Below are 22,319 nucleotides of genomic sequence, written 5' to 3'. Positions count from 1 at the left end.
GGTATTTTTTTTTCTGAAACCAAACAGGTTCATTCAATGGATCATGGCGTAGGGCGACCAAACACGCGCTCTACGGTTTCATACCGAATTTCAATTTTATCGTTTGGGCTGACACGAATACCACGTTTCATCTGAACTCCATCCACCTTATCCTCATTCACATAAACCACCCAACCTGCCGACCAGGAATTCGATTTTCCATTCACTTCCATAATTTCTTCTGTGCGAGTTGTCGAAATAAAACGCATCGGCGGATCTTCTTTTTTAGATAATTCGGCGAGAATCAAAAGTAAATCCTTTGATTCAAACATTGAAGAAGGAATGGATTTTGTTTCTTCATAATCTAGAGAAAGAAAATGAATTTGGATTTGAGGATCTTTGGATTTTTTAGATTTTGAAACTATAGAACATTGTAGTATGAATCCAAAAAAACTTAGAATAAAAGTGAACCCCAAAATAGAACATAAGTGTCTTTGATTCAAAAAAATTTCTCCCTTATCCTTTGGATTGTGTTTTTTCAAAAGCATAAACTAAACCTTGTGCATTTAAATTTACATCCAAACGCAAGAGCCTCCAATCTGCGTTGGTAAGGGTAATGGAATGTTTGTTTGCCAAGGTCTGGATCATGGCTTCCACTTTTGATTCCATAAAGGACAATCTTTCTCCTTTTGTTATATTTACCAACTCAGAGATGGCCTCTTTGCAAAGAGTGAGTCCATCTTTTAGATCAGATGCATTTTCTTTTAAACCCCCAATAGGGCCAAAATGCGTTAAATAAGCAATGTCTGCTTCAGTTTCTAAAATTCGATCGAGGGAACGAATGGCCTCCACAAAATCAAAGTCAGTTGGTGTCGTTGTAGGAAAAATAAAACGTTTTCCATTTTCCAAATGAGGATACGAAATTCCAAAGGAGTCTCCGGTAAAGATCCCATTGGTTTTCTTATCATAAATACAGAAGTGGTGATTGGCATGTCCTTTGGTATACAAAAACTGAAATGAATGCCCTTCCCACTCAAGCCACTCCCCATCCTCCATAATTCGAATTTTTTCTTTGGGAATGGGTTTGATTTCACCGTATAGAGAATCAAATTTTTCTTTTCCATAAACCGAAGTGGCACTTCGAATCAACAAACTTGGGTCTATCAAATGTTTAGCCGTTTTCGGATGTGCCAATAAAATTGCGTTGGGACAGGCCTCGAGGAGTGCCCAGGCTCCTCCAGCATGATCTAAGTGGACATGGGTGACAATCACATAGTCTAAGTTTTGTGGTCTTATCCCTCGAAGATCCATAACTTTCAAAATTTTTGGAATGGCGTGAGTTGTATTGGTTTCAATCACAACCCCTCGGCCTTCTTCTTCAATCAGATAAGCCGAGGCCACGTTGTGCATATTCGCATACTCAGTATCAATGGTTAAAACATTGCCCATAACCAAAGATTACAACACGAAAGAGAAAAATGTCAGCCGAAATTCCTGAATTAAAAAGAATTCAAACAGGTAATTTTAAAACTTTGTAAATGGCTTCTGTTTCTTTTTGTTTCTTTTCCTCTGACCAATTCCATTCGATTGCAGCCTCTCCGATGATGGCTTTCATGATTTCATCCGAAAGTATTCCTAAAGTCCCAAGGCCTGTTCTTCTTAAAAAAATATCACTGAGAGACTTTGCCATTTCATATCGAATCGCATAAACAACTTCCGCGAGAATCTCTCCATCTTGATTTAGAACCGCACCCAAGTTTTTTGCTTTTTTTGCAAGATCCAAAATGATTTCGTATTGTAATCCATAATGACGGATCAAGTAATCAATGGTTTTTTCCGAGAAGTCAACATTCTGTTTCTGAGCTGCTTGAATGAATATTTCAACGTTAGGGATTTGTGAGGCGTATAAATACTGTTTTGCGGAAATATTGGGACTTGATTTTTTTGTTAGTTTCTTTTGGATTCTTTTGAATATTGATTCTGCAAAATGTCGACTAGTTGTATATTTCCCACCTGCCGCGGTAATGAGGCCTTGGATTCCATCACGAACATGATCATAAAGTTCCGACCTTCTTGATGCCGAATAGGTATCATCAGAACTTTCAATTAAAGGTCGAAGGCCTCCATAAGCATATATAACATCATCAATCGACAACTTTTCTTTTAAATGAGAAGTTTCATTGATGTAGTCAATAAACTCAATGATACTTTCGCGAGTTAATTTCCAATCTTCCACATTCCCAAAATAAGATTTTTCTGTTGGCCCTATCATTGAGTGGCCTCTCCAAGGAGCAAAACTAAAATGACCTTTGTCTCCGACATAAAGAGTCATTAAGTTTGTTAATTTCTTCGTGATGATATATATTCCTTCCGATCGTTTTTTGGGAAGTGGTTGTTCCGTTTTTGGTGACTTTGAAAGTATATGATGAGTCCAAGGCCCCGAAGCATTGATGGTAACTTTAGAACGAATTTGAGATTCTGCATTGGTAAGTGCATCGCGAACACGAATCCCTACTACAGTTTTGTCTTTCCAAATCAAATCTTCGACAACCGTATAATTCGAAAGTTTTGCCCCATAAGCGGCAGCTGATTTTAAAAAACTAAGTGTTAATCTTTCTGGACTCAAACAAATCGCATCATAAAAATAAGCGGCGTCTTCAAAGTCTCCCAAATTCTTTTCCAAAAGGTCTTTTCTTTTCAGGTACTTGTGGTTCGGAATTTGTTTGGATTCATCCCAAGTCCACTTACTATCAAAAGACAAAAGATCATAAACAAAAAGTCCGATCCTTGCCATGAGTCCAGGTTTAGGAATTACCATAGGATAAGGATACACTAAGTTAGGAGCAATATTGGAAAGGATTCGCCTTTCTTTCAACGCTTCTCTCACAAGGCCAATTTCAAATTGTTTTAAATAACGTAAACCACCATGAATGAGTTTTCCTGTGGCTGCAGAGGTAGCACCACCGAAGTCTTTTTTTTCCACAAGAGCCACCGTATAACCACGACTAGCGACTTCATATGCCAAACTGGCTCCAGTAATTCCCCCGCCGATGATAGTCACATCGAACTCTTCCCCATCATACGTTTCAATAAAACGATCCAGTTTTAAATTCATACACGGCCACCATTGGCAACTAAACTAAGGATTTGTGATTTCAAACGTTCTCTTTCGCTTTCAATGTTCCAAAGACCCAAACGAAGGATCAGTGCCGGAAGTCTCCAAGCAGTAATTTCTGCATCAGTTCTCCCACTTAATTGTTTATAAACTTTAAGATAACCACCCAGAATGAACTTTCGGATGATCGTATAAAAAATGATTTTTAGTTTGGGTGTTCCTGGCCAAAGTTCTGCATCAGTAAAAAGTAATACAGTGAATGCAACATCAGCAGCAGGATTTCCTTTAGCGGCAGTCATCCAATCAATGATGATCTCATTTTTCCCTTCTACAATTACATTCTCTGGATGAAAGTCCAAATGAAGAATGGAATTTCCATCTGGTAACGTGCTTATGTATGATTTGGTTTTTTCTTTTTCTTCTGAATTCAAAAAAGAAAGTGGTTCCGACAACAAACAGGCATTTAGAATTACCTTTATATCTTTATACTTATCAGATGTGATTTTGTGAATCCCGTAATGCAAACGAGCCAGTGTTCCCGCAATACGAAACAATTCTAAAGGATTTTTATCAGGTAGTTTTGTAAGAGATATTCCATCCACTCGATCAAAAATAATTCCAAATCGGTTACCAACTTTTGCCTTTCCATAACATCGCATTTTAGATGCACCCTTTGTATTGGCCTCCACGGTATTTTCACATTCCAAATCAATTTCTGATTCTTTTGCATCCGGAAAAAACAATTTAAGAATTTTATGATCTTCTAACGCATATAAATCCGCCGACCTTCCAATAGCAAAAGGTTTTCCTAAACTTTCTTTTTTGTACTCTATGTTTTGTTTGCTCATACCATGTTCCTAAATTTATGAATTTAAAATTGCGAAATTATTCTGATTACTTTTATAAAGATTTTTAAAGACTTTAAAGTTTCGATCATAAATTTCCTTATGTTTCGAATTGGGAATCCATTTATCTTGAATGGGTATCATTGATTTAATATCTTCAAATTTTGGAATCATTCCAAGCCCGTAAGCCACTATGGCTGCGGCTCCCATAGCCCCAACATTCTCCGGATGAACAACTCGTTCAATGGTTTTACCGGTGATGTCAGCTAACACCTGACATATAAATGTAGAACGTGCCACTCCACCTACAAATCGAATGGTATCTGAGGATGGGACCTTCTGATTGGAGAGTTCTAAGATCCAACGTTTGTGAAAAAGGATTCCCTCCACAACAGAACGAATGAGAATTCTTTTTCCTGTATGTAAACTAATATTAAAGAAAATCCCTCTTGCTTTTGGATCTTCAAAAGGGCAACGGTTTCCATGAAGCCATGGTGTGAAAATCACTCCACTGGAGCCAGGATCTGTGTCTTTAATGGAATCAAACATAAACTCAAACAGACTTTCATAAATGGCTTCCGGACCATCTGTAATTTTCTTTTTTTCTAAATATAAATCTATTTCATCTAAGGCTAAGTGGTCTTTCACCCACTGTAAACATTTTCCGGATGTTTCTTGTTCTCCAAAGTAATTATAAAATCCTTCTCTTGCGCCAACAATGGATGCAATCCTTGCACCTATATCAACAGTTCTTTTTTTTGTGACAGTAGAAATCCATCCAGAGGTTCCTGCATAAATATGAGTGTCCCCTTCTGTTACAGCTCCTGCCCCTACACCAATGAGCGAAGCGTCACCACCACCACCAAACACTGATATGTTTTCTTTTAAACCGAGATATTCTGCCGCTTCTTTTGTGAGCCCTCCCACACGATCCGAAGAATTCACAATCTTTGGTAAATGATCCAGACGAACTCCAAATAATTTACAAAGCAAAGGACTCCAATTTCCTTTTCCCACCCTTGAGTTATATAGAAAAGTTGCAAAAGCAGAATCTCTAGTCATCACTGCTTCATTAGTACAACGAGCGATGAGAAATTCTTTTACATCGAACCACCACTTCACTTTAGAGAAAACTTCTGGTTCATTTTTTTCGACCCATTTGTATTTCCAAATAGGATCTTTCACACTCGCAGCCACAGCCCCTGTGATCCAAAGAGATAACAACAGTTTTATGGCATTGATCCCTTCGATTTTAAATCCATGAACAATACCTTCCTTCATCTCACGAGTTGCCCTTTGGTCCATATAACTCATCGCAGGGCGAACCACTTGAAACTTCGAATCCACAAGCACAAGACCTTGCATTTGGGAACAAAAGGAAATGCCTTGGATGGAGTCTGGTTGGATTTTGGATTGGGTTAAAATTTGAGCAGTGGTTTCTTTCATAGAAGACCACCAGTCTTCTGGATTTTGTTCAGCACCGCCGTTTTCGAAAAGTTGGATCGAATATTCCAAACTGGCCGATGTCACAAGCTCCAAAGCCTGTGACATCCGGAAGAGACAAGTTTTGACCCCGGTTGTGCCAATATCATAAGTCAGTATGTATCCAGATTCCATGAAAACTCCGTTGATCCACTCGCGCTGGTTTGCCCCACTCAACGGATCCGCCGCGAGCCAGGGTTTTCGTTTTTCTTCCTAACCGCGAAAAAAGTGAGTGATCACTCACAAAGATTTAGAATCATCAGCTCGGATGGCAAATCATTTTCCTTCGGCATCGTCCCTACGGGGAATTTATTCCGAACCAGTGATTCGAAAGGCCGCCAATCCAAAGATCTAAATCAAGGGGACGAAAATGAGCCAAAACCCACCAAAACTGTATGCTTACCGCTGGGTCGTGTTGTTCGCCTATATTGTCATCACTGCAACGATATGTTTGCAATGGTTGACTTATGCACCAATAGCCCGGGATGCCAAAGAGTTTTATCATGTAAACCCCATCCAAATTGATTTACTCTCCCTTGTGTTTCTTGGCGTTTTTGTTTTCATCGCCATTCCTGCCTCTTATGTAATTGATACTTATGGAATCAAAAAAGGTGTGGGATTTGGAGCCATATTAACAGGCGTTTGTGGATCGCTTAAAGGTATCTATGCTGCAGATTATACAATTGTCCTTGTCTGCCAAATTGGTTTGGCTATAGCCCAACCTTTTTTACTCAATGCTGTCACAAAAATTAGTGTTTTATGGTTTCCCATCCAAGAAAGGGCAACTGCCGTAGCTCTTGGCACCCTGGCACAATTTTTAGGAATCATTCTTGTGATGATCCTCACACCAATTTTACTCCAGTCAGGAAACACCATCCCACAAGTCATGATGATGTACGGAGTTGGGTCTGTGATCTCTGCCATTCTCTTTCTTTTACTCATCAAAGAAAGACCACCTACTTCTCCAAGTACTCACGGCGAAGACAAAGAACTCCCTTTTTTAGAAGGACTTCGTTTTTTATGGAAAGGAAAGGATATGAGAAAAATCCTATTTTTGTTTTTGATTGGACTAGGTGTTTTTAATGCCGTGAGTACTTGTATCGATCAAATCTGTGAAATCAAAGGACTGAATATCGACGAATCAGGTCTTGTTGGTGGAGTGATGTTGATTGCAGGGATCATCGGTGGAATCATCATCCCTCCTATCTCTGACAAATTACAAAAACGAAAACTATTCCTCATCATTGCGATGGCTGGATTTTTAGTCGGCCTTAGTTTATTTGTATTGTTCCAAGGTTTTATTTTCCTACTCATCGGTTCTATTGTGATTGGATTTTTTCTACTGGGAATTGGGGCACCGATTGGATTTCAATACTGTGCGGAGATTACTTCCCCAGCTCCAGAATCTACCTCTCAAGGTTTACTCCTCCTTGTCGGACAGGTCTCAGGAATTTTATTTATCCTAGGTCTTAATTTTTTTGGGATGATCTCCTTCTTATACATCCTTCTCATTCTTTCCCTAGTGAATTTTGTGATGGTATTCTGGTTAAAAGAATCTCCATTTATGAAATCTTAATCAAAGGGTATTCGTAACTTACCTATGTTTGTTGGCAAATTTTAACGGCAAACATGGTAAGTTATAAATAGCAAAACACCTATACAACGTTTTCGTTCCAAAAATCATTACTTTTCCTTATATAAATAGTTTGCTACCATGATTGACGTTTCTGCGATCAGTTTTTCTTCTTTATCACCTAAGTTAGAAAATGTTGCATAGGTGGTAATATCATCAATAACCCGTTGCACAAGTATTAAAGAAATTGGATCATTTTTAATTTTTTTTCCTTCTTTAAAGTAAGTTATCAATTTTTGAAATTCAATCTGAATGCGGATATGCTCATTTTCTCGAACAACTTCGCCAAACTTTTTATCTGTTAATGATAAAAGGAAAAACTCTTTGTGTAATTTTTGATTTTTCGTAGCAGATTTTTTCAATTGGAGGAGCATTCGATAAACAATTTCAGATAGTTTTGCATCATTCGGAAGGAATGAAATAACTCCTTCGGCTAATTGACCGTAAGTCTCCTCTCCGTATTTTTTTAGAATTTCAAATGCTATATCATATTTATCTTTGTAATACGCATAAAATGTTCCAATAGATACATTTGCAGCATCAACGATGTCTCTAATGCCTGTTTCCGAATATCCTTTTAGTTTTACCAATTGATACGCAGCTTCGATCAATCTTTCTTTGCGCTCAATGGAACGGTTTTGAACAGGGTTCCGAATTTTAGAGGATGATTTGACTGCCTTTGGCATAATTTCGGCCTCTCTCACCTAATTTTTACAGGTTACTTAAATCTTCTGATTAAAACAAAATAATTATTTTTTTGTTTACATTAATTAAACCGAACCAAAAACATGAACAAAGTTCGCATTTTTGGAGAAATGAAACATGCTGATAGAAAAACTCAATTTTATAAAATTAATAACATCCAACATAATTAGGTTATCAGTAAATTTATTTCCAATCTATATTTGTATGGCAATTTTATGTGACTGTTCCAGTGTTCAAAAAGGAAGATTTTTTGATAATCAAGCCTTCCATTTTCAAACTCTTAGAGCGATCAATGATGTTAGAGCTGATGGTGCTGAATCAGGTGAAATTTTAGAAACGATTAAACATATCAAGGAAGGTGATACGGATAGTTGGTATCTTGCTTGGAAACGCACAGGTAATGCCGTTTTACAAAAAGCAGAACAATATACAGATCCAAAGAGTAGAGGAAATGCACTATTAAGGGCTCATAATTATCTAAGGACTGCAGAGTTTTTTATGGATCCAGCCGACCCCCAAAGGGAATCCGTTTACAAAAAGAGTACAGATGCATTTTATAAAGGTTTAAATACGTTAGGCGTTAAATACGAACACATAAAAGTACCTTATGGTAACCATTCTTTAAATGCCAATTATTTCCCTGGACCTGCAGGTAGCGAAAATAAACCACTAATCGTATTCGTAGGAGGATTTGACTCTGTATTAGAAGAATTGTATTTCTTTATAGCACATAATGCTTACGAAAGAGGTTATAGTGTATTAACTTATGAAGGTCCTGGCCAAGGTGAAGTAATCCGAAAACAAAATCTACCATTTACACATGAATGGGAAAAACCAACCAAAGCAGTGATGGATACTTTCCTTAAAAATCATAAAAAACATGATAAGATCGTATTAGTTGGAATGAGTTTCGGCGGTTACCTAGGCCCACGTGCCGCAGCATTTGATGAAAGATTCGATGGATTGGTAGCGTATGATGTCGGTTATGATTTTGGTGCTGTTGCAGAAAATGCGACTCCAGGAATTGCAATCTGGCTTCAAAAACATGAATTTTATAAAACAGTTGAATTTTTAGCTTCCGTGAAGGCAAGATTCTCTTCCACTTTTTCATGGGGAATGAAAAATGCTCGTTGGACATTCAATACGCAAGATAGTAATGAAACTTTAAATGCTTTTAGAAAATTTACATTAGAGGGAGTTGCCGATAAAATCAAGCAAGATGTTTTAATACTTGCTGGAGCAAAAGACCATTTCATTCCTCTCAATCAAGTTGAAACCTTTCAAAAAAACTTAAAAAATGCAAGAAGTGTTAAGACGATTATTTACGATGAAGAATTTGGCGGAGCAGAACATTGCCAACTTGGTGCATCAACTTTGTGGCAGGCGGACTTCTTTGAATGGATCAAACGATTTGAATCTAACAATTCAAATTTAAATAAATAACTAAAGGACTCATAGACTGGCAATTTAACAAACGATTGTTGATGGCCAGACACTCACCTTGTTTGACACACCGCAAAAAAACAAGGTGATATAAGGACCTAACTGATAGTGAACAAATATTTGGCGTACGTCTGAAACGAGGGATCTAAAAACCTGATTTCTTAATCGTAGGTGTTATTGATCTGCTAACTTTTTATTTCAGCTTACTGACTTTAATGTCTTGGATAATTTCCGCAGTCACCTGAACGATACTCTTTTCAATTTGTGCGGAAAGTTTTTCCAAATCATTAAAATTGGGTTTTTCAATGAGAATAGTCTCAAGAATAGAATATTGTGGTTTGGTAGTTCTATTTTTGTTCCACTTTGTATTTTTAAAATACTCCCAATATCTTTCTTGAATGGGGATGGTTTGACCCAAAAGCCAAACTTCAAATTGCATTTTCGGATGGTTTAAAACAAAACCCATTTTTAATTTTCTATCTTTCAAGAACTTGTTCGCGTAATAGAAATATGTATAGTCCATATAACCCTGAAAAAGACTTCCAAAGGAATAAGTTTTAGAAAGATTTTTGGATAAATTTGTGCCAAGTTTTGTTACGTATTTAACAAGCCCTGCGTATGCCTCTTGGATGTCTCCTAATTGGAGTTGTTCTTTGTATGAATTTACATAATCATTAAAGTCTTTTTTCATTCGAATTTCTTTTTTCCTGTGATTTCTATGATGATTGTATCAACAAATCAGACCTAAGAAACCTCATTCGTTATATAAATCCTTCTTTGTTCATCAAATAACTTTCTAATTCTAAAAAACTCTTCACGAATGGAATCTCACCGCTTTGAAAATAATCAACATGTCTATTGTCATGTGCGATCCCAAGGAAATGAAACCCAAATTTGTTCGCTGACTCGTAATCAACCGGCGAATCACCAATATAAATTATTTCGTCCTTAGTGATTTTTTCATTTTTTAATAATCCAAAAATTGGCTCAAAAACTTTTGGATTCGGTTTGTGAACGTTTGTTTGGTCAGAGGTTTGAATTTGGAAAAATAAACTTTTGTTGATTTGGAGTTCATCCAATTCACGGAGGACAACTTTTCCACTGGAGGAAGTGACGATTCCAAATTTGAACGAGTTTTGGTATTTATTGATAAAATCAAAGGCCTGAGGATGAGGGATGTTTAAATCTTTTTTCGAGAATTCTAAATAAACTTCCCAAAGATAATGGAGATCCGAAGAAAATCGTCCAAATAGTTTTAATAAAAATTCTTCAGCGGGAAGTCCCCAAGCTTCATCAATTTCTTTTTCAGTGATTCTCGTTTTAAAGAGCTCGTCAGATAATTTATAAATTGTCTGGTGACGAGTTCTTCGTGTCTGGACTAAAGTATCATCGTAATCAAATAGAATCGCTTTTATCATATAATTCACGTGATTGATTCAATAAAATTCGGAACCATCACCATATTCAAAAATTGAATCCTACCCACCAAGAGCGCGACGGATCACTTTCATGACCCCAGCCACGACGTCTTCATCCTTATCAAACACATCTTCCCCTAAATAGATTTTCATTCGTTCTTTATAATATACGGTGGAATAGGAGAACTGCAACGTCATAAAGATACTATCTAGTAAAAATGCAGACAAGTTACTATCTACATCAGATGAAATGTTCCCTTCCTTTTTGGCTAAGTTAATCATTTCAATATAACATTTTGCAGATAATGATTCCAACTCACCAGACAAACGAGTGATGAGTTCATAATTACTTTCTGTTGTCATTTCGTTATAGAGACGGATGATGTCTTGGTTGATCCGCGAATGTGTTTGGATGATACGGATGATCTTTTCAATTTTGCCAAACAAATCCAAATCCAAGGAAAGAACGGATTCTAATGTTTTTTCCAATTGAGTGATTCCGTGATCCACTACGGTGAGGAAAAAATCTTCTTTGGTTTCAAAGTATTTATAAAGAGAACCAACACTGATTCCCGCTTTTTGTGCAATCGTATTGGTATTGGCACTCGTGAATCCACGATTGGCAAATTCAGAAATGGCTATGGTTAAAATTCGGTTCCTCTTTTCTTCGGAAATCCGCTCAAAACTATCGTTAAAATGCTTCGTTACCATACTCTTTCCCTGTCCAATAAACGAAAAAGGCTGGATTTCTCCAGGAAATTTAAGCCTATTTCCAAAGAATCCAGCATTCTCGAACTATTTTATGAATTCCTTCTTGACAATGAGTGATAACTCACTCATTGTCAAGAAAAAAGATCCGGAAGAGGAAAGATTATATGGCCAAAGGCTTTTCCATGAATGAATACCCAAACGTAGACCAAATCTACAAAGACCTAAGGAAATTAATTTCCCTTCCGATCCGCTCCATCCGTAAAAACGAAATGGAGGGAATCATCCATAACTACTTCGATAAAAAATGTAGTAAATCCAAAGCCATGATTACAAAGGCTTCGGAGTACATTCCGGGCGGCGTTCAACACAATCTTTCCTTCAACCATCCTTTCCCTCTTGTGTTCACAGAAGCATCAGGTGCTTATCTCTATGATTTAGACGGAAACAAGTACATCGATTTTTTACAAGCAGGTGGACCCACAGTTCTCGGAAGTAATCCCAACATTGTCCGCAAAAAAGTCATTGAACTTCTCAATACAACAGGTCCAGTCACGGGCCTCTTTCATGAATACGAATATAAGTTAGCCGAAAAAATTGTAGAGTTAGTCCCTTCTGTCGAAATGTTTCGAATGCTCGGCTCCGGAACAGAAGCATGTATGGCATCCATTCGTGTGGCAAGACTAGCCACTAAGAAAAAAAACATCGTGAAGATGGGTGGAGCCTATCATGGTTGGAGTGATCAACTTGCGTATGGACTGCGTATCCCAGGAACAAGACATTTCGAAGCCAATGGAGTTCCGAAATCCATTTTCAAATACACTCAAGAATTTTATCCGAACGATTTGAACGCGTTAGAATCCGTACTCAAACGAAATCGTTTTTTTGGTGGTACCGCTGCAGTTCTCATTGAACCAGTGGGCCCTGAAAGTGGAACAAGACCTCTCGACTTTGATTTCAACAAGGGAGTACGTGAACTTTGTAACAAATATGGTGCCCTTCTTATTTTTGATGAAGTGGTGACTGCATTCCGGATTGGACTCAGTGGAGCCCAAGGTTATTTTGGTGTGGATCCTGATCTTACCATCTTTGGTAAAGTAGTTGCAGGTGGATATCCGTCTGCTGGTGGACTCGGTGGTAAAAAAGAATACATGAAGTATGTATCTGCAGGACTTCAAACAGGCACCAAAAAGGCGTTAATCGGTGGAACGATGGCAGCAAACCCACTGAGTTCAGCAGCTGGTTATTTTACACTTTGCGAAATGGAAAAAACAGGGGCTCTTGAAAAATCAGGAAGAGCGGGTGACAGGCTTACCAAAGGATTACAAAAACTAATCAAAAAATACGATCTTCCTTTTGTTGCTTTCAACCAAGGATCCATCTGCCATTTAGAAACCGTTGGTACAATGTTACTCGATATCAATATCAAAAAATTCTGGACGATCAAAAAAACCATCGCAGAAGCTCATAAACGAAAACATGCCATGGAAGAAATGGGAGCGGCTTATATGTCAGAAGGTCTAGTGACACTCGCCGGAAGTAGGCTTTATACGAGCGCATCAGATACAGATGCCGTGATTGATGACGCACTCAAACGATTTGATCGTGTGTTCCAAAAAGTAGAAGGTGTGGCTTAAGGAATTAAATGATAAGTCATAAAAGAAATTTAAGTTCAATCGACTAACATTTCTTTTATGACTTTTTTGATTTTTTGTATCGTTTTGTGATCACAGGCCCCAAGTTTTTTCACCAACCGGGATCTATCAACGGTTCGAATTTGATCCAAAACGATGGCTCCTTTTTTTCCCTGAAACGCTAACTCCACTCTTGTGGGATATATTTTTGATGCAGTGGTCATTGGTGCCATCATCACTGTTCCAATGAACTGGCTCATTTCGCTCAGAGAAATGCCAATTCCGAGCTAAAACCTGCGATTTTCTCCCTCTCCCCCGAAAAGTACTTGTACATTTCTGAATTGCCATGACATTATGTCTCAAATCTCGACGAGGCCCGTACTATGCCTGAACCACTACAAAAGATCATCGATAATCTCAAAGAGTTATTCAACAAACTCGACAAAACCAAAAAAATGATTTTGGGTGGTGTGCTCGCCGTTGTGGTGGTGGCAGTCATCATCTTATCCAATGTCTCGTCACAACGGAACCGAGTGGTTCTTTTTAAGGATTTGGATTCCAAAGACTTTTCTGAAGTTACGAAAAAACTGGATGCCCTTGGTTATTCATACGGTTCGAGTGAAACAAGTCTTATCACAGTGGATCCCGAACAAAGACAAGAAATCGTTACGAAACTCGCACAAGAGAATTTGATTCCTGCCGGTGTAACAGGTTGGGAACTCTTTGACATTGAAAAATTTACAGAGACCCAATTCGATAAAGACATTAAAAAATATAGAGCTCTCAAAGGTGCGATTGAAAAATCACTCAATACATTAAGACCCATCGAAAGATCCGATGTCAACATTGCCATCCCTGAAGGAGATCTTTTTGAATCCAATTCTTATCCTGTCAAAGCCAGTGTTATTTTACATTTCAAACCTGGCGTGGAAGGAATGAGTAAAAAAGAAATCAAAGGGATTGTGAACTTAGTTGCAAGAGCCGTCCCCAAACTCAAACCAGAGAACGTAAGTGTTGCCGATCCCGATGGAAAAATCATTTCCGACTTTGAAGAAGATTTAGAAAAAGAAAGATTAGAACTTCGTATTGTCCAAGAAAAACTTAGAATCGAAGAAGAAGAACGAGTGAAACGACTGATCGACATTCGAAATACCCTTCGATGGTATTTGGGTGGCGAAGATCGTGTGGACATCACACGTTTTGAATATTCGTTTAACTGGGATCAAGAGTCCTTAACAGAAAACGAAGTATTACCTGTGGTTGCTGAAGAAGATAATCCTGATACACCATATAACGAAAGAAAGTTGGTAGATGGTTATTCACTGAAAGTATCTTCCAAAGAAACAAAAGAATCTTTTAAAGGCCGTGGGTTTACTCCCGATGGCCCAGCCGGAACGGAACCGAACCTTCCTCCTGGTTACAAAGACACGGATTACCAAAAAGCCGAATATTCCAAAGACGAAAATATTAATAACTACGAATTCAATAAACGAGTCAAAGACATCAAACGCCAACCTTGGAAAATTGAAAAAATTGGACTTTCTGTTGTAGTTGATGGTGTTTGGGAACGAAAGGAAAGAGAAGATGGAATGGGTTATGACAGAAAGTACATTCCAGTTGCCGAAGGTGACCTAAAACTAGTTCGTAAAAACTTAGAAGCAGCGATTGGTTATACAAGATCTCGTGGTGACCAAATCAGTGTCATCACCATTCCGAAAGATAGAACCGAACAATTCCGTGCAGAAGATGAAGAGTTTCAAAAACAAAGAGCCATCCGTAATATGGTCATTGCTTCTCTCGTAATTCTTATCTTACTTATCCTCGCTATCCTTGTATACCGTGCGATCAAAAAAGAAATCGCAAGAAGAAGAAGACTCAGAGAAGAAGAACTTGCTGCTCAACAACAAATGATGCGGGAAGCTGCTCTTCGAGTGATGGACGAAGGGGGAGCAGAAGTCGAACTCTCCCTCGACGAAAAACTCAGAAGAGAATTACTCGAAAACGCAATCAACTTGGCAAAAGAAAAACCAGAAGACGTGGCACAGTTACTGCGCACTTGGCTTGCCGAGGAAGAACAAACTTAAAAAACTAAACTTCGCTCTTCCAACGAATATTGGCACCATGACTGATCCGGGAATAAACTTCCCGGAAATATTGGTTCGGTGCCTTCCCATCGGGGTCTTGCGAATAACGAGGTCTTAGGCGGTGAACAAAATACATATCCAACTCACCTTTATTTTTTCCGTAAATTTTCCCTCGATATTCCGTAACAAAAAAATACTTCACTAACTCGTAAGTTTCTTTGGAAACATTGATTTTTCCGGTTTCACCACCGGACTCCATTCGCGAAGCGGTATTGACTGTATCACCCCAAATATCATAAGCAAACTTAAATCGCCCTACCACTCCCGCAACCACGGGCCCCGTATGAAGACCAAGCCTCAGTTCCCAAAATGGCAAGTTAAGAGCCGTTTTGATTTCTTTTAATTGGTTCATAAAACTTTGGATCTCTAATGCCGCCAAACAAGCATCAATTGCGCTAGTCCTTGTTTCTACAGGAAGTCCACCAGCGCACATATAACTATCACCAATGGTTTTTAATTTTTCTAAATTGTTCCTAAGGATGATTTCATCGAACTGAGTGAAACAAGCATCCAACTCTTCGATCAAACTTTGTTCATCCATACCCTCAGCAACTTTAGTAAACCCTTTAAAGTCTGTGAATAAAACGGTAACGTTTTCAATTCGAGATGGTGTGACACTACCCTTTTGTTTTAATTCCTGAGCTATCTTATACGGCAAAATATTGAGAAGTAATTTTTCTGATTCTTCCCGTGCCTCTTCTGCTTTGTCTTGTGCAATGAGAGCTTTTTCCCTTTCTTCATCTGCTTTTTGTTTTTCTAAATCCAACAAAAAATAACTGATATCTAGTTCCTCTGCCAAAGGTCGAGACATGATGTAAACAACCAAATAATTAAATAAAACAAGAGGAAGCACAATCATTGTGAGATGAAAGGCCGACTCACCCACCCCGTATTGTTCTCGAATCAAAGGAAAATATAAAATGGCAGCAATTGCCATAGTAATGAGTCCTAAATTTGCTAACCTTTGACTGAGCTGAATGGTCCTTCCTTCCAATGACAAAGCTCCATGACGAAGCACCGCATAACCAAGTAAAAATGCTGGTATGAATTGAAAGTCGGCTAAGGGATAAATTGGGATCCCATGACTCGGAAGGAGGGCTGCTAAAAGTAATACCGCAGATAAAAGAAAAGAGCCGATGATCCATTTGGAAGCAAAGTTAATGTAACCTTTGTTTCGTAAAAAAGTCACAAGAACCAAAACCAAAGCAATCGCACCATTCGCACCTACGAGTAATTCGGCAGGTCCCCCATGATGGACTCTTGACCAAGGATAATCAAAATATCCGACAAACAAATATGGAGAAGGTGCAAGCACAGCTGCTGTCACACATAGAAAATCAATCCCCTGTATCCAGATTGGTGATTTTTGCCCAATGGCTTCAAATACCAAACGCACCATAATACTTGGGGCAAAAGCAAAAGCAACAAAAGTCATCTGCGAGATTCGTAGTTGCACTACATAAGATATATTTAACTTTAAGGGAACAGATTGGATGACATAAAAACCTGTAAGAATCAGTGCAAATGCACAAAGTTGATTGATCCTTGCGGAAGGATTGGCCCCTGCAACAATAATAGAAAGAAATACGGCACCAAACACTGATACTACGGGTGGAATACCCCAAGGATACCATTTTGCTGACTCATAAGCATCGGGAGAAAGTCCAAAAGAAACACCGAAGGAAATAAAAATCAAAACAAAAGATAAAAGAGCAAACAAGAAATAAAACATCCCATTCTTTTGAAATAAAAGTTCATTTACATCAAAGAAATCAGATCGAAACACTCCATATGCCACAAGCAACATAGGAATGAACAAAAAGAACCCTCCTGGATAAACTTTGAACCCAAGGATACTCGGTGCATTCATCGTTGTGAGTAAAAATAATAAATTCACCCCATGAAACAAAGTGAGATGGTAATGTTTACGAATGTATTGATAGTGTTTAATGAAAGAAGGTAATATCAGAAGAAAATATCCAAGCGGAGCTAATATTCCCCAAGGCCGAACATAAGAACTTCCTCTTGGATATTTTCCAAAGGTAAATTCAAAAACTGTTGTTTCAAATCCCTTCCCAATCAAAACTCCAAAATACAAAACTAAGCTTGCAAACCAACAAAGATAAGAATAATACAATAACAACTTACTTTGTTTGCCTGTCATATGGTAGGCCATATAGAATGCAGTCGGTGCCAAAGGAGCGACCAAGAAGTATAGTAAATCATTCCAAAAAACTAATGTTTCTACGTTCTGAATCCAGGCTCTTGTTGTGAGAACAAGCCCAACCGATCCAAAACTGATAAACGAAATGGTTAAGTTCAAATGGAAAATTTTATTATCATCATCCGATTTACGAAATTTTTGGAAGGCAAAGTAACTAAGAAATAATCCAACAAAAAATGTAAGAATTCCGGGAGCCCCGTAAGGAATCTGGTACCAAAAGTATTCCCAATCCGATATAATTCCTTCAGGTCTTACAAAATAAATAAGAGGGTATGATTCCATCTCTTTAAAGATCGGCTTTCGGGAAATCAGAAAGTAGCAAATTCTTCTATTTGACTCACTTCCTCTTTTGCTGTGCTATGTCGGATATGGTGGATCTTAACTTTCCAAAAAAGAACGCAACAGAATGGTTGGCAGCTGGCAAATTTTTTGAATATAAAAAATTTCAAATCTTCTACATACAAGAAGGAAGAGGACAGAACCTAATCCTACTTCATGGATTTCCTACATCTTCTTGGGACTACTCCAAAATCTTCAACGGTCTTTCCCGATACTTCAATACAATCGCCATTGATTTTTTAGGATTTGGATATTCTTCTAAACCAAAAAAACATAAATATACACTCATTGAACAAACAGATATCATCGAAAACTACATTGAAAAGAACGCACTACGAAGGGTGAAGTTTGTTTTTCATGATTATGCAGTGAGTGTGGGTCAAGAGATTTTAGCCAGACATTTAGAACGTGCGGATCGTAAGTATGAAATTGATGGGGCCGTTTTTCTAAATGGTGGACTTTTTCCTCATCTTCATAGACCGACATTCAAACAAAAACTTCTCGCCACACCTATATTAGGTGCAATCTTATCAAGGTTCTATGATGAAAAAAAATTTGGTGTAGCTTTTGCTCAAGTATTTGGAAAAAATACAAAACCAAATGACAAAGAAATTTCTGTTCTCTGGAAATTAATCACTTATCCAAACAAAGTTTTGATCCCACACAAACTTCTGAAATACATTAAAGAAAGAAGATTACATGGGGAACGTTGGAAAAATGCACTTCTCCAAACAGAAGTTCCACTCCTCTTTATCAATGGTGGAGAAGATCCAGTCAGTGGAAGTCACTTAGCAGATGAAATCGAAAGACTTCCTATCAAAAATAAAAAACTCATTCGTTGGGAATCAATTGGACATTACCCACAATGGGAAAACCCAGAAGAAAGTTTTAAAGAAATCTACGAATTTCTAAAATAGAAATAGAGGATTGTAAGTTGGATTTAAATTTGATACTAGATTCTGAAAATGTAATCGGGAGAAATAGGATCGAATCCATCTTACATTCGATTATTAAAGTTTAGGATCGGTCGGAAGGAATGGTTCCTGGAACTTCCATTCCCGTTCCGTCATCCGTTGGATCTGCTTCCGGATTTTGTTCTTTGACTTTATAACGAATCTCAATTTTTTCAGGACTGATTTGTAAAATTTCAATTCCTTTTAAGTCTTTGTTTTTAATGATTCGAACTTTAGCAACTTGCGGTTGTAATTCGGGAATGATTTTGTTTTTAATAGGATCATAGATATAATTACAAGGAACTTGTGCAGTAATTCCTGTAAGGATCTGTGCAGAACGGATTGGTTTTAAAGAAAAATAACGAATCGCTACTTGTTCTTCTGAAAGTTCTGCATCTAACTTGCCATCAAGACCCGAACAAACAATGGGAATCCCGGCAGCCGTTTGTTCTCCCGTTTTATAAGAAAGAGGTATGATGTTCACATTTACGGTAACATCCCGAGAACCGAGAACATTGATTCCCTTAGGGAGTTCAGGAATCCTAACTGTTTTTGCAAATGGCTCTTTTCTATCAGTAAGTGAAATTTCCGGCAATAGAACCTTAACGATTTTTTCCAAATCTTGTGGTTTTCCACTTAATGTTACTTTTTGCGGACTCACAATTTGAGTTAATTTTTCAAAGTTAGCGGGTGGTGCGCCTTCAAATACAACCTCTAATGGAACCACTTTCAATCCGCGAGATTCAATTTCCACAGGAACCGTTTTTTTCAGTTTTGTGACCTTAACGCCACTAGGAACACCTACAATTTTTTTAATCGGTACTTCCGTGACACCAAATTGTACATCTTCTGGGTCAATGACTGCCTTCATAAATTGAGAATAATAATTCACAACATCCTTTAATCCCTCTACACGAACAGGGATTGTTTTTTCAGGATTTTTGGCATAGTTTAAATTGCCAGATAACTTTGGATAGTCGACCGGGACATTGATTGTTTTAATTAATACTTTGGAGTTTTGGAGGTTAACATAAAAAATACTGGCTATGATTAAAGACACCAGTTTGGCTTTCCAGTTACGAACCAACTTTCCAAGTAACTTTAAAATCATATACTCACTCCGGAATCTTTTTCTTTCGATTTTCGAAGAGATTCTTCCTTAGATCGGCGACTTCCCGTCATAAGACCACTGACAAGTGCTTTGAGTTCCAGCGGTTTTACCGGATGTAACATTTCACCTTCATAACAAATAGTGATATCGCCAGTTTCTTCAGACGTTACAATAATGATGGCATCTGTTTCTTCCGAAAGTCCAAGAGCAGATCTATGCCTTGCACCGAGCGTTGCAATTTCCACCGAACTACTCATAGGCAAATAAGATGCAGCACAAACAATTCGGTTTTGTTCAATGATAACTGCACCATCATGAAGAGGAGAATTTTTAAAAAAAATTGTCTGTAACACTTCCGATGATACTTGTGCATCCATAGGCACCGCATTCTCAGATATATCTTTCAAACTAATGTCTTTAACTAAAACAATGATAGATCCAGTTTTTTCCTGAGACATGATCCGAACTGCTTCCACAATGGGATCTAAATCAAAAGTGGGTTTCAGAAAAAACAATCGAAGAAGACGAATCCTTGCCAAATCTCCAGTCAAACGGCGAAGTTCGGGTTGCAGTAAGACAATGATCGCAAACACAAGGGCTGGCCTAATGTTAGTCAAAATCCATTCCAGAAGCTCAAATCCTAAGTATTCAGCAAGGCTTCCCGAAATCCAAATGATACCTACACCCAGTAGAAGTTGGATTCCTCGTGTTCTTCGTAGGGTTGTATAGGTTTTATAAATTAAAAATGCGACGATTAAAATATCTAAGGATATGGAGATGTAATTTTTACTCCATGGAATGATGTATAATCCTCGAAAAAAATCCAATTTAGATTCCTAACACATCGAACATATTATAGAGTCCTTTGGACTTTCCGTGTAAAAACTCGGCAGCTTTTACCGCACCAGTTGCAAATGTTTTGCGATCCTGAGCCTTATGAGTAATTTCGATTCGTTCTTCTGAACTTAAAAAATATACGGTATGTTCGCCAACTACTTCACCAGCTCTCATCGTATGCATGGCAATTTCTTTTTGATCTCGTTCTGGATACATTCCATGGCGACCATAAATGACATTACTTTCCGTACGTTTGGTCGCATTCAAAAGAACTTCTTTTAAATACATGGCCGTTCCGGAAGGTGCATCTTTTTTATGGCGATGGTGGATATCCAAAACTTCTACATCAAAATCTTCATCTAACACCTTTGCTGCGATCTCTGTTAACTTAAATAACAGATTCACACCAACAGACATATTGGGTGAAAACACAATAGGAATGGATGTTGCTGCTGAATGAATGAGAGCTTTATCGGAATCAGTAAGCCCCGTTGTGCCAATCACCAAAGGTTTCCTGTTCGATAATGCAGCATTTAAAATGGATTCAAATCCAGTATGAGTGCTAAAATCAATCAGAACATCTGAAGATTCACATGCTTTCTGTAAGTCGGTAGAAAGTAAAATTCCCGTCTCTTTGATTCCAGCATGGTTTCCCGAATCAAATCCTGCATAAACGGCACCTTCTCTGACAACAGCAGCACTTAACTCTGATTTTTTGGATAGGGAAAGCACTTGGATGATGGCCTTTCCCATCCTTCCGCCAGCACCTATGACACCAACTTTTATCTTAGACAATGCCTTCCTCTTTCAATTGGAATACTGTTTTTTTGAAAGCATCAGCGGGAGAACCTTCAGACAAAGCAGTCATTGGAAGACGAAGTTCATTTTCGCAATATCCAAACCAACTCATAGCAGCTTTGATAGGGATGGGATTGGTTTCGATAAATGCATTGATAAACACCGGAAGGAGTTTATAATAAATCTTTTTGGATGCTTCAAGGTCGCCACGTAAATACAGGGAAACCATATCCACACAAGCACGTGGGAAAAGATTGGATACTACAGAAACAACTCCCCTACCACCAATTGATAAAACAGGTAAGGTTAAGTTATCATCACCTGACAACAAACCAAAGTCAGACGGTGATATCGCAATGACCTTTGCCATTTGCCCTAAGTCACCAGTTGCTTCTTTGATTGCTGCAATTTTGGGATGGGCCGCAAGTCTTGCTACCGTTTCCGGTAATAAATTCACGTTGGTTCTTCCAGGAATGTTATACAACATCACTGGTTTAGAGGATACATTGGCAATCTCTGTAAAATGACGGAACATCCCCTCTTGAGTGGGTTTGTTATAATACGGGTTCACAGATAAAATTCCATCGACTCCGTCGTTACAAGCAGATTCAGTTAGTTCAATCGCCTCTTTGGTAGAATTAGAACCAGTACCTGCAATGACTTGAATCTTCCCGGCAACCACCTGAACCGTCTTTTGGATGAGTTCCTTATGTTCCTCATAAGAAAGAGTGGGAGATTCCCCCGTTGTCCCACAAGGAACCACACCCGCCACGCCCGAACGGATTTGGTTTTCTAGGATTTTAAAATAACTATCGTAATCGATTTTCCCCTGGCGGAAAGGGGTGATGACCGCGGTATAAACGCCCTGAAACATAAATTAAACATCGAAGAGGGACGGATTTTTGCAATAAAAAACTGCCAAAAGACCCCGTACCGATAAACTTTGCGAAA

Annotated in this window: 19 protein-coding genes and 1 pseudogene; 5 read left to right on the top strand and 15 right to left on the bottom strand. The window is 38.2% G+C overall.

The features are described from left to right. Positions 1 to 41 precede the first annotated feature (41 nt). From EHQ49_RS05450 to EHQ49_RS05430, 5 genes are all read right to left on the bottom strand, one after another. Positions 42 to 482, bottom strand: a complete 441-nt coding sequence (locus tag EHQ49_RS05450) for a DUF4430 domain-containing protein (protein WP_244241360.1) — start codon at positions 480 to 482, stop codon at positions 42 to 44. 13 nt (positions 483 to 495) lie between these two features. Beyond that, the gene (locus EHQ49_RS05445; protein WP_135577092.1) at positions 496 to 1,428 is read right to left on the bottom strand and encodes an MBL fold metallo-hydrolase; all 933 of its coding nucleotides are present in this window, start codon (positions 1,426 to 1,428) and stop codon (positions 496 to 498) included. A 61-nt stretch (positions 1,429 to 1,489) separates the two neighbouring features. Then, the gene (locus EHQ49_RS05440; protein ID WP_135577090.1) at positions 1,490 to 3,094 is read right to left on the bottom strand and encodes a glycerol-3-phosphate dehydrogenase/oxidase; all 1,605 of its coding nucleotides are present in this window, start codon (positions 3,092 to 3,094) and stop codon (positions 1,490 to 1,492) included. After that, entirely contained in the window at positions 3,091 to 3,942 is an 852-nt protein-coding gene (locus EHQ49_RS05435) for an aminoglycoside phosphotransferase family protein (protein ID WP_135577088.1), read from the bottom strand. Before EHQ49_RS05435 ends, EHQ49_RS05440 begins: the two co-directional genes overlap by 4 nt. Positions 3,943 to 3,957: 15 nt before the next feature. After that, entirely contained in the window at positions 3,958 to 5,556 is a 1,599-nt protein-coding gene (locus EHQ49_RS05430; protein WP_135577086.1) for a xylulokinase, read from the bottom strand. Between the two features lie 235 nt (positions 5,557 to 5,791). On the opposite strand from EHQ49_RS05430, the gene EHQ49_RS05425 reads away from it, so the two are divergent. Next, on the top strand, positions 5,792 to 6,997 hold the full coding sequence (locus tag EHQ49_RS05425; RefSeq protein ID WP_135577084.1) for an MFS transporter: 1,206 nt from the start codon (positions 5,792 to 5,794) through the stop codon (positions 6,995 to 6,997). 107 nt (positions 6,998 to 7,104) lie between these two features. On the opposite strand, the gene EHQ49_RS05420 is transcribed toward EHQ49_RS05425, so the two are convergent. After that, the gene (locus tag EHQ49_RS05420; RefSeq protein WP_244241359.1) at positions 7,105 to 7,665 is read right to left on the bottom strand and encodes a TetR/AcrR family transcriptional regulator; all 561 of its coding nucleotides are present in this window, start codon (positions 7,663 to 7,665) and stop codon (positions 7,105 to 7,107) included. Positions 7,666 to 7,876: 211 nt separating this feature from the next. On the opposite strand from EHQ49_RS05420, the gene EHQ49_RS05415 reads away from it, so the two are divergent. Further along, complete coding sequence (locus EHQ49_RS05415) at positions 7,877 to 9,202, top strand: alpha/beta hydrolase family protein (protein WP_244241358.1); 1,326 nt, start codon at positions 7,877 to 7,879, stop codon at positions 9,200 to 9,202. Between the two features lie 193 nt (positions 9,203 to 9,395). Here EHQ49_RS05415 and EHQ49_RS05410 read toward each other — a convergent pair whose 3' ends face one another. The 3 genes from EHQ49_RS05410 to EHQ49_RS05400 all read right to left on the bottom strand — a co-directional run bounded on the left by EHQ49_RS05410 (position 9,396) and on the right by EHQ49_RS05400 (position 11,331). Beyond that, on the bottom strand, positions 9,396 to 9,893 hold the full coding sequence (locus tag EHQ49_RS05410; protein ID WP_135577080.1) for a DUF7000 family protein: 498 nt from the start codon (positions 9,891 to 9,893) through the stop codon (positions 9,396 to 9,398). A gap of 70 nt (positions 9,894 to 9,963) precedes the next feature. Beyond that, entirely contained in the window at positions 9,964 to 10,620 is a 657-nt protein-coding gene (locus EHQ49_RS05405) for an HAD family hydrolase (RefSeq protein WP_135577078.1), read from the bottom strand. 60 nt (positions 10,621 to 10,680) lie between these two features. Further along, positions 10,681 to 11,331: a TetR/AcrR family transcriptional regulator gene (locus EHQ49_RS05400; protein ID WP_135577076.1), complete on the bottom strand. Its 651-nt coding sequence runs from the start codon at positions 11,329 to 11,331 to the stop codon at positions 10,681 to 10,683. A 164-nt stretch (positions 11,332 to 11,495) separates the two neighbouring features. On the opposite strand from EHQ49_RS05400, the gene EHQ49_RS05395 reads away from it, so the two are divergent. After that, complete coding sequence (locus EHQ49_RS05395) at positions 11,496 to 12,965, top strand: aspartate aminotransferase family protein (RefSeq protein WP_135577074.1); 1,470 nt, start codon at positions 11,496 to 11,498, stop codon at positions 12,963 to 12,965. Positions 12,966 to 13,000: 35 nt separating this feature from the next. On the opposite strand, the pseudogene EHQ49_RS05390 reads toward EHQ49_RS05395, so the two are convergent. Next, a pseudogene (locus tag EHQ49_RS05390) lies at positions 13,001 to 13,237 on the bottom strand (type II toxin-antitoxin system PemK/MazF family toxin); the annotation flags it as partial. A 108-nt stretch (positions 13,238 to 13,345) separates the two neighbouring features. On the opposite strand from EHQ49_RS05390, the gene fliF reads away from it, so the two are divergent. Beyond that, positions 13,346 to 15,046, top strand: coding sequence for a flagellar basal-body MS-ring/collar protein FliF (gene fliF / locus EHQ49_RS05385; protein ID WP_135577072.1), 1,701 nt, complete (start codon positions 13,346 to 13,348; stop codon positions 15,044 to 15,046). Positions 15,047 to 15,050: 4 nt separating this feature from the next. Here fliF and EHQ49_RS05380 read toward each other — a convergent pair whose 3' ends face one another. After that, positions 15,051 to 17,612, bottom strand: a complete 2,562-nt coding sequence (locus EHQ49_RS05380) for an adenylate/guanylate cyclase domain-containing protein (protein WP_135577070.1) — start codon at positions 17,610 to 17,612, stop codon at positions 15,051 to 15,053. 86 nt (positions 17,613 to 17,698) lie between these two features. On the opposite strand from EHQ49_RS05380, the gene EHQ49_RS05375 reads away from it, so the two are divergent. Further along, entirely contained in the window at positions 17,699 to 18,586 is an 888-nt protein-coding gene (locus EHQ49_RS05375) for an alpha/beta fold hydrolase (RefSeq protein WP_244241357.1), read from the top strand. A 100-nt stretch (positions 18,587 to 18,686) separates the two neighbouring features. Here the strand turns inward: EHQ49_RS05375 and EHQ49_RS05370 are convergent, their stop codons facing one another. The 4 genes from EHQ49_RS05370 to dapA are packed head-to-tail and all read right to left on the bottom strand — an operon-like array spanning position 18,687 to position 22,242. Next, a complete protein-coding gene (locus EHQ49_RS05370) occupies positions 18,687 to 19,733 on the bottom strand; it encodes a CdaR family protein (RefSeq protein ID WP_135577068.1) in 1,047 nt (348 codons plus the stop codon). After that, positions 19,730 to 20,560: a diadenylate cyclase CdaA gene (cdaA, locus tag EHQ49_RS05365; RefSeq protein ID WP_135577066.1), complete on the bottom strand. Its 831-nt coding sequence runs from the start codon at positions 20,558 to 20,560 to the stop codon at positions 19,730 to 19,732. Before cdaA ends, EHQ49_RS05370 begins: the two co-directional genes overlap by 4 nt. Before the next feature lies 1 nt (position 20,561). Then, positions 20,562 to 21,365, bottom strand: coding sequence for a 4-hydroxy-tetrahydrodipicolinate reductase (gene dapB, locus EHQ49_RS05360; RefSeq protein ID WP_135577064.1), 804 nt, complete (start codon positions 21,363 to 21,365; stop codon positions 20,562 to 20,564). Next, positions 21,358 to 22,242 (bottom strand): 4-hydroxy-tetrahydrodipicolinate synthase, encoded by an 885-nt coding sequence (dapA, locus tag EHQ49_RS05355; protein ID WP_135577062.1) that lies wholly within the window; start codon positions 22,240 to 22,242, stop codon positions 21,358 to 21,360. Before dapA ends, dapB begins: the two co-directional genes overlap by 8 nt. Positions 22,243 to 22,319: the final 77 nt, after the last annotated feature.

It is taken from the genome of Leptospira perdikensis, assembly GCF_004769575.1.
GTDB lineage: Bacteria > Spirochaetota > Leptospiria > Leptospirales > Leptospiraceae > Leptospira_A > Leptospira_A perdikensis.
Note: the sequence above shows the minus strand (reverse complement) of the source record. Positions and strands in the feature narration are given on the sequence as shown.